Below are 6,216 nucleotides of genomic sequence, written 5' to 3' on the forward strand. Positions count from 1 at the left end.
CATCTTTAAACCAAGATGATAAGTGAGTTTGAAATGACTTCAAATCAAAGATTTTTAAATAAAGTCGTAATTGTCACCGGTGCCGCACAAGGTATCGGTCGCGGTGTTGCCCTACAGGTTGCTAGCGAAGGCGCTCAAGTTGTATTGGCAGATTTGTCTGACTATGTATCAGAAACGCTGGCAGAAATTGAAGCACATGATGGTGATGGCATTATCATCAAGGCCAATCTTGAAACCTTCGCCGGTGCAGAATCAGTGGTTGCCAAAGCCATTGAAACTTATGGCCGTGTGGATGTGCTGATCAACAATGTTGGCGGAGCGATCTGGATGAAGCCTTTTCAGGAATTTTCTGAACAAGAAGTCATCAAGGAAGTCAACCGTTCACTGTTTCCGACTATGTGGTGCTGCCGTGCAGTATTGCCTGAGATGATCAAAAATCAGAAAGGCACCATTGTAAACGTCTCTTCAATTGCAACCCGCGGCATTAACCGTGTGCCTTATTCTGCATCTAAAGGCGGTGTGAATGGCTTGACCGCTGCCCTTGCCTTTGAACATGCGCAAGACGGTATCCGTGTCAATGCTGTAGCCACTGGCGGTACAGAAGCGCCACCGCGCAAAGTACCACGTAATGCCAATCCGCTTTCAGATAATGAAAAGCAATGGATGCAGGAAGTGGTCGATCAAACCATCGACCGTACTTTCCTCGGCCGTTACGGCACTATTCAGGAACAGGTCAATGCCATCACTTTCCTGGCATCTGATGACTCGTCTTATATGACAGGAACAGTGGTTCCTGTTGGTGGCGGTGATCAGGGTTAAACCTGATTCCATTTACATTTTAACAGGATCATTGAAATCTCAGCATGGAGGCAGTAAACAATGGCGACCCTGTTTCAAACGCTCAAAGAGGACTGGTCTATTTCAGCTACGGTTGCAGGATTTTTAGCCGTACTGATTTCATATTCAGGTCCTCTAATCATCTTTTTCCAGGCCGCACAAAAGGCCCATGTTGCACCCAGCATGATGATTTCATGGATCTGGGGCATTTCTATTGGTGCTGCACTTGCAGGAATCTTTCTTTCAGTCAAATACAAAGTGCCTGTAATTACGGCTTGGTCTGCACCTGGTACAGCTCTTTTAGTCACCCTATTTCCCAATATTTCACTCAATGAAGCAGTTGCAGCCTATATCACGGCTGCAGTTGTCATTTTACTGATAGGTCTGAGTGGCTATTTTGACAAATTATTGAAATGGATTCCCCAGTCAATTGCTGCAGGCATGATGGCAGGCATTTTATTCCAGTTTGGTCTAGGACTTTTCACTGCAACCGATAGCATGCCGCTGATTGTATTTGGTATGTTGTTAGTGTTCCTCATCAGCAAACGCGCTTCCCCCCGCTACAGCATGATCTGGGTTTTGGTTTCAGGCATCGTTCTAAGCCTGATTCTAGGCAAAATGAACCCAGTTACAGTTGATTTTAGTCTTGCCATTCCGCAATGGATTACACCCGATTGGACCCTGAACGCCCTGCTCAATCTTGCCCTGCCCCTGATTTTAGTCAGTCTGAGCGGTCAATTTTTACCCGGCATGGCAATTATGAAACTCAGTGGCTATGACACACCTGCCAAACCCATTATTACCGTAACCAGTATTGCTTCTCTTGCTGTGGCCTGTGTCGGTGGCATTACCATCGTTTTAGCCTCGATTACTGCTGCTTTATGTATGGGCAAGGATGCACATGAACTCAAAGACAAACGCTATATCGCAGGCATTGCCAATGGGCTGTTTTACATCTTAGGTGGTCTGTTTGCAGGCAGCATCGTCATGCTGTTCAGTTTATTGCCAAAAGAGCTGGTCGCCGCACTGGCAGGGCTGGCTTTGTTGGGTGCAATTGGCATCAACATTACTACCGCCATGAAAGATGAACAGCAACGCGATGCTGCATTAATCACTTTTTTAGCCACCGCATCAGGTATGCATTTCCTTGGACTCAGTTCTGTGTTTTGGGGGATCTGCATAGGCATCCTCGCCCATCTCATTTTAAGCAAACCCAAACCCGAAACCGCTGTAGCAACATCTACTGTGATTTCGCAAACAGAAAGTAAATAGTTTTAGCGTTAGGAACGATTATGATTGATAAAAGCACGACTTCGATTAAAGAAGTCCTCTCCCAAATTCAGGATGGCTCCACCATCATGATTGGCGGTTTCGGCACAGCAGGTCAACCGGCTGAATTGATTGACGGCTTGATTGAACTCGGGATCAAAGACTTGGTGATTGTGAACAATAACGCTGGTAATGGCGACTACGGCTTGGCAAAACTGCTTAAAGCTGGCGCTGTGCGTAAAATTATCTGTTCTTTCCCGCGTCAGTCCGACTCCTGGGTATTTGACGAAATCTACCGTGCCGGAAAAATTGAACTGGAACTGGTACCACAAGGCAACCTGGCTTGCCGCATTCAGGCCGCAGGCATGGGCCTAGGTCCGATCTATACGCCTACCGGTTTCGGGACGTTGCTGGCTGAAGGCAAACCGACCTTGAATTATGAAGGCAAAGATTTTGTGCTGGAAAATCCGATCAAGGCCGATTTTGCCTTGATTAAAGCGCATCAAGGCGACCGCTGGGGCAACCTGGTGTATAACAAGTCCGCTCGCAACTTTGGCCCGATTATGGCCATGGCTGCAGATGTCACCATTGCACAGGTGTCAGAAGTAGTTGAACTGGGTGCGCTTGATCCTGAACACATAATCACCCCGGGCATTTTCGTGCAGCATGTGGTGGCAGTGGGCACTAAACAACTTGAGCAATCGGCTTAATCACGCGAGGAACATACTATGAGCTATATCAAACTGACCCGTGATCAAATTGCCGAGCGTGTAGCGCAAGACATTCCAGACGGTGCTTATGTCAACTTAGGTATCGGCCTGCCGACCAAAATTTCGAATTACTTACCTTCCGATAAAGATGTGTTTTTACACTCTGAAAATGGTTTATTGGCTTTCGGCCCTCCGCCAGCTAAAGGCCAAGAAGACCCTGAACTGATCAATGCCGGCAAAGAATTTGTCACCATGCTCACTGGCGGCTGCTTTTTCCATCATGGTGATTCATTCGCCATGATGCGCGGCGGACATCTGGATATTGCAGTCCTTGGTGCCTTCCAGATTGCCGAAAATGGTGATTTGGCCAACTGGCACACCGGTGCACCGGATGCCATTCCGGCCGTAGGTGGAGCGATGGATTTGGCCGTGGGCGCGAAAAAAGTGTTTATCACCACCGACCACGTGACCAAAAAAGGCGAACCTAAAATTGTCGCGGAACTGTCTTATCCGGCTACCGGCCTGAAATGTGTAGACCGCATTTATACCGACCTGTGCGTGATTGATGTCACTCCTGAAGGGATGAAAGTGATTGAAAAAGTCGACGGGCTGTCCTTTGAAGAATTGCAGGCGATGACAGGTGCGAAGCTGATTGATGCGACCTAATCAAATTTAGGGGAAGTCCCTCCTTTATTAAAGGATGAGAAGCACTTGCTTCGCAATAGGGAGGATTTAAGGAATAAATCCACTTCATTAAATCCCTCCCAACCCCCCTTTGATAAAGGGAGGAGCTACACGAAATGAATTTAGGACATGAAAGAATACTCCCTGAGAAAGTCCCCCTTTGAAAAAGGGGGATTTAGGGGGATTCAAAGGAAAAGATTAAAATGAAAAACGCATACATCATTGATGCCATCCGCACCCCATTCGGCCGATATGCCGGCGGTCTTGCCCCGGTTCGTGCCGATGACTTGGGTGCACTGCCGATTAAAGCCCTGATGGAACGTAATCCATCGGTCGACTTTGCCAATGTGGATGATGTGATCTACGGCTGTGCCAATCAGGCCGGTGAAGACAACCGTAACGTCGGTCGTATGTCGGCACTGCTTGCCGGTGTGCCGTATCAGGTACCTGCGACTACCGTGAACCGTCTCTGTGGTTCATCACTGGATGCCATTGCGATGGCTGCCCGTGCGATTAAAGCCGGCGAAGCGGATCTCATCATTGCGGGCGGTGTGGAAAGCATGTCGCGTGCACCTTTTGTGATGGGCAAATCGGAAAGCGCTTACGGACGCAGTCAGAAGATTGAAGACACCACCATGGGCTGGCGTTTTATCAATCCGAAACTCAAAGAGTTGTACGGCGTGGAAACCATGCCGCAAACCGCTGAAAACGTGGCGGAACAGTTCAACATCAACCGTGCCGATCAGGACAAATTTGCGCTAGAAAGCCAGCAGCGTACTGCAGCTGCACAGGCCCGTGGGTTCTTTCAAAATGAAATCATCCCGGTGTCAATTGCGCAGCGCAAAGGTGATCCGCTTATTGTGGATACGGATGAACATCCGCGTGCCTCGACCACTGCAGAAGGTTTAGCGAAACTCAAGCCCGTGGTGAAAGCCGAGGGTACGGTTACAGCCGGTAATGCTTCGGGAATTAATGATGGCGCGGCAGCACTGCTGATTGCCTCGGATGATGCCGTTGCAAAATACGGCCTTAAGCCACGTGCCAAAATCATTGGTGCCACAGTAGTCGGGGTTGAACCGCGCATCATGGGCTTTGGTCCGGCACCGGCCATCAAGAAATTACTGGCACAAACCGGTTTAACTTTAGACCATATGGATGTGATTGAGCTGAATGAAGCCTTTGCAGCGCAAGCACTCGCAGTCACACGTGACTTGGGGCTGGAAGATGGTGCCCTACACGTAAATCCGAATGGTGGGGCGATTGCCATTGGTCATCCACTCGGTGCATCCGGTGCACGTTTGGTGACTACAGCGTTAAATCAGTTAGAAGCCATTTCAGGAAAATATGCGCTTTGCTCAATGTGTATAGGCGTTGGTCAAGGCATTGCGCTGATTATTGAACGAGTATAAATCACAAAATCATTTCAATATTTCTCCTCCCTTTGTTAAAGGGAGGTCGGGAGGAATTCAATGCCAAAATTTACATCCAATAATGCTGAAATCAATTATCAAACTTTTGGTGATGCTACACAGCCAGCGATTATCTTCTCCAATTCGCTGGGCACACAGTTCAGTATGTGGCAACCACAAATTGATTTCTTTAAAACAGATTTCTATGTCATTTGCTACGACACTCGCGGTCATGGTGAATCCAGTGCACCGAAAGGCCCTTACAGCCTAGATCTACTTGGTGAAGATGTGATTAATCTGCTGGATCATTTAAAAATTGAAAAAGCAGTTTTTTGCGGTATTTCCATGGGCGGACTGACAGGTCAATGGTTAGCAATCCATCATCCTGAACGTTTCAAACATGTGATTGTGTGCAATACAGCGGCTAAAATTGGTCAGGAACAAGTATGGAATGAGCGTGCAGCTTTAGTCCGTGAACAAGGGCTTAAACCCATTGCAGATACAGCGGCCTCACGCTGGTTTACTGAACCTTTCATTCAAAGTCAGTCAACGATTGTAGAAACTTTAAGCCGTGATCTAGGTGCTGGTAGTCCAGAAGGCTATGCTAGTTGTTGTGAAGCTTTGGCAAAAGCGGATTTACGTGAACAGTTAAAAGAAATTTCTGTTCCTGTGCTGGTCATTGCAGGTCAAAAAGACCCTGTAACCACCGTTGCGGATGGTCAATATATGGTTAACCATATAAAAAACAGTGCGCTATTTGAAATTGATGCATCGCATATTTCCAATATTGAACAGCCACAGGTTTTCAATCAAACACTTTATGACATGATCAAATAGATTCAAATTTGGTTTGTTTGCTTCAAGCCATGAAAAATGGTGGATTCCTGATCCAGTGGTTTTAAGGATACATTTTGTGGGATCTGTAAAGATCCCTCAGACTCAGTCAAAATCAACAGAAATATTTTGCCAATATCAATATAAAAAATGCGATAAATTTTAGATGTAAGCGCATTCCTATAGGCATTATATGGCTGAATAATTTCCGAAAAAGTGGTTTTTGCAACCAAGGCTCTCTAAAGTTAAGGTTACGTTATTTGTAGAGGATAAGCACTAGATAACCCGAATCGCGGATAAGAAAATGACTTGAAAAATAAGAGGACTAGAGCCATCAGTTGAGTTACCACACAAAACCTAAAGCCCTAGTCCTGATGTTCAATAGTACCGAATTATTCTGCGTAATTGATGATTTCTTTCTGAAATTTGAAGCAACTTATTGGAAATTTCTCAAACAAAGCCGTCATTCGTTA

General features: G+C 46.5%; 6 protein-coding genes and 1 pseudogene. All 7 read left to right on the top strand.

Translation table 11 applies throughout. From position 1 onward, the window contains the following. Nucleotides 1-33 precede the first annotated feature (33 nt). On the top strand, nucleotides 34-819 hold the full coding sequence (benD, locus tag FB6_RS04920) for a benzoate diol dehydrogenase BenD (RefSeq protein WP_174558930.1): 786 nt from the start codon (nucleotides 34-36) through the stop codon (nucleotides 817-819). A gap of 60 nt (nucleotides 820-879) precedes the next feature. Beyond that, nucleotides 880-2,109, top strand: a complete 1,230-nt coding sequence (benE, locus tag FB6_RS04925) for a benzoate/H(+) symporter BenE (protein WP_174558931.1) — start codon at nucleotides 880-882, stop codon at nucleotides 2,107-2,109. Nucleotides 2,110-2,129: 20 nt separating this feature from the next. After that, nucleotides 2,130-2,816 carry a 3-oxoacid CoA-transferase subunit A gene (locus FB6_RS04930; RefSeq protein ID WP_174558932.1) on the top strand — a complete coding sequence of 229 codons (687 nt, stop codon included), beginning with the start codon at nucleotides 2,130-2,132 and terminating at the stop codon, nucleotides 2,814-2,816. Nucleotides 2,817-2,834: 18 nt separating this feature from the next. Continuing rightward, on the top strand, nucleotides 2,835-3,482 hold the full coding sequence (locus FB6_RS04935; RefSeq protein WP_174558933.1) for a 3-oxoacid CoA-transferase subunit B: 648 nt from the start codon (nucleotides 2,835-2,837) through the stop codon (nucleotides 3,480-3,482). Between the two features lie 221 nt (nucleotides 3,483-3,703). After that, complete coding sequence (pcaF, locus tag FB6_RS04940; protein ID WP_174558934.1) at nucleotides 3,704-4,909, top strand: 3-oxoadipyl-CoA thiolase; 1,206 nt, start codon at nucleotides 3,704-3,706, stop codon at nucleotides 4,907-4,909. Nucleotides 4,910-4,969: 60 nt separating this feature from the next. Continuing rightward, on the top strand, nucleotides 4,970-5,746 hold the full coding sequence (pcaD, locus tag FB6_RS04945; protein ID WP_174558935.1) for a 3-oxoadipate enol-lactonase: 777 nt from the start codon (nucleotides 4,970-4,972) through the stop codon (nucleotides 5,744-5,746). Nucleotides 5,747-6,117: 371 nt separating this feature from the next. Beyond that, a pseudogene (locus FB6_RS04950) lies at nucleotides 6,118-6,216 on the top strand (IS982 family transposase); the annotation flags it as partial.

The sequence above is a fragment of the Acinetobacter bouvetii genome, assembly GCF_902753875.1.
GTDB classification, from domain to species: domain Bacteria; phylum Pseudomonadota; class Gammaproteobacteria; order Pseudomonadales; family Moraxellaceae; genus Acinetobacter; species Acinetobacter bouvetii_A.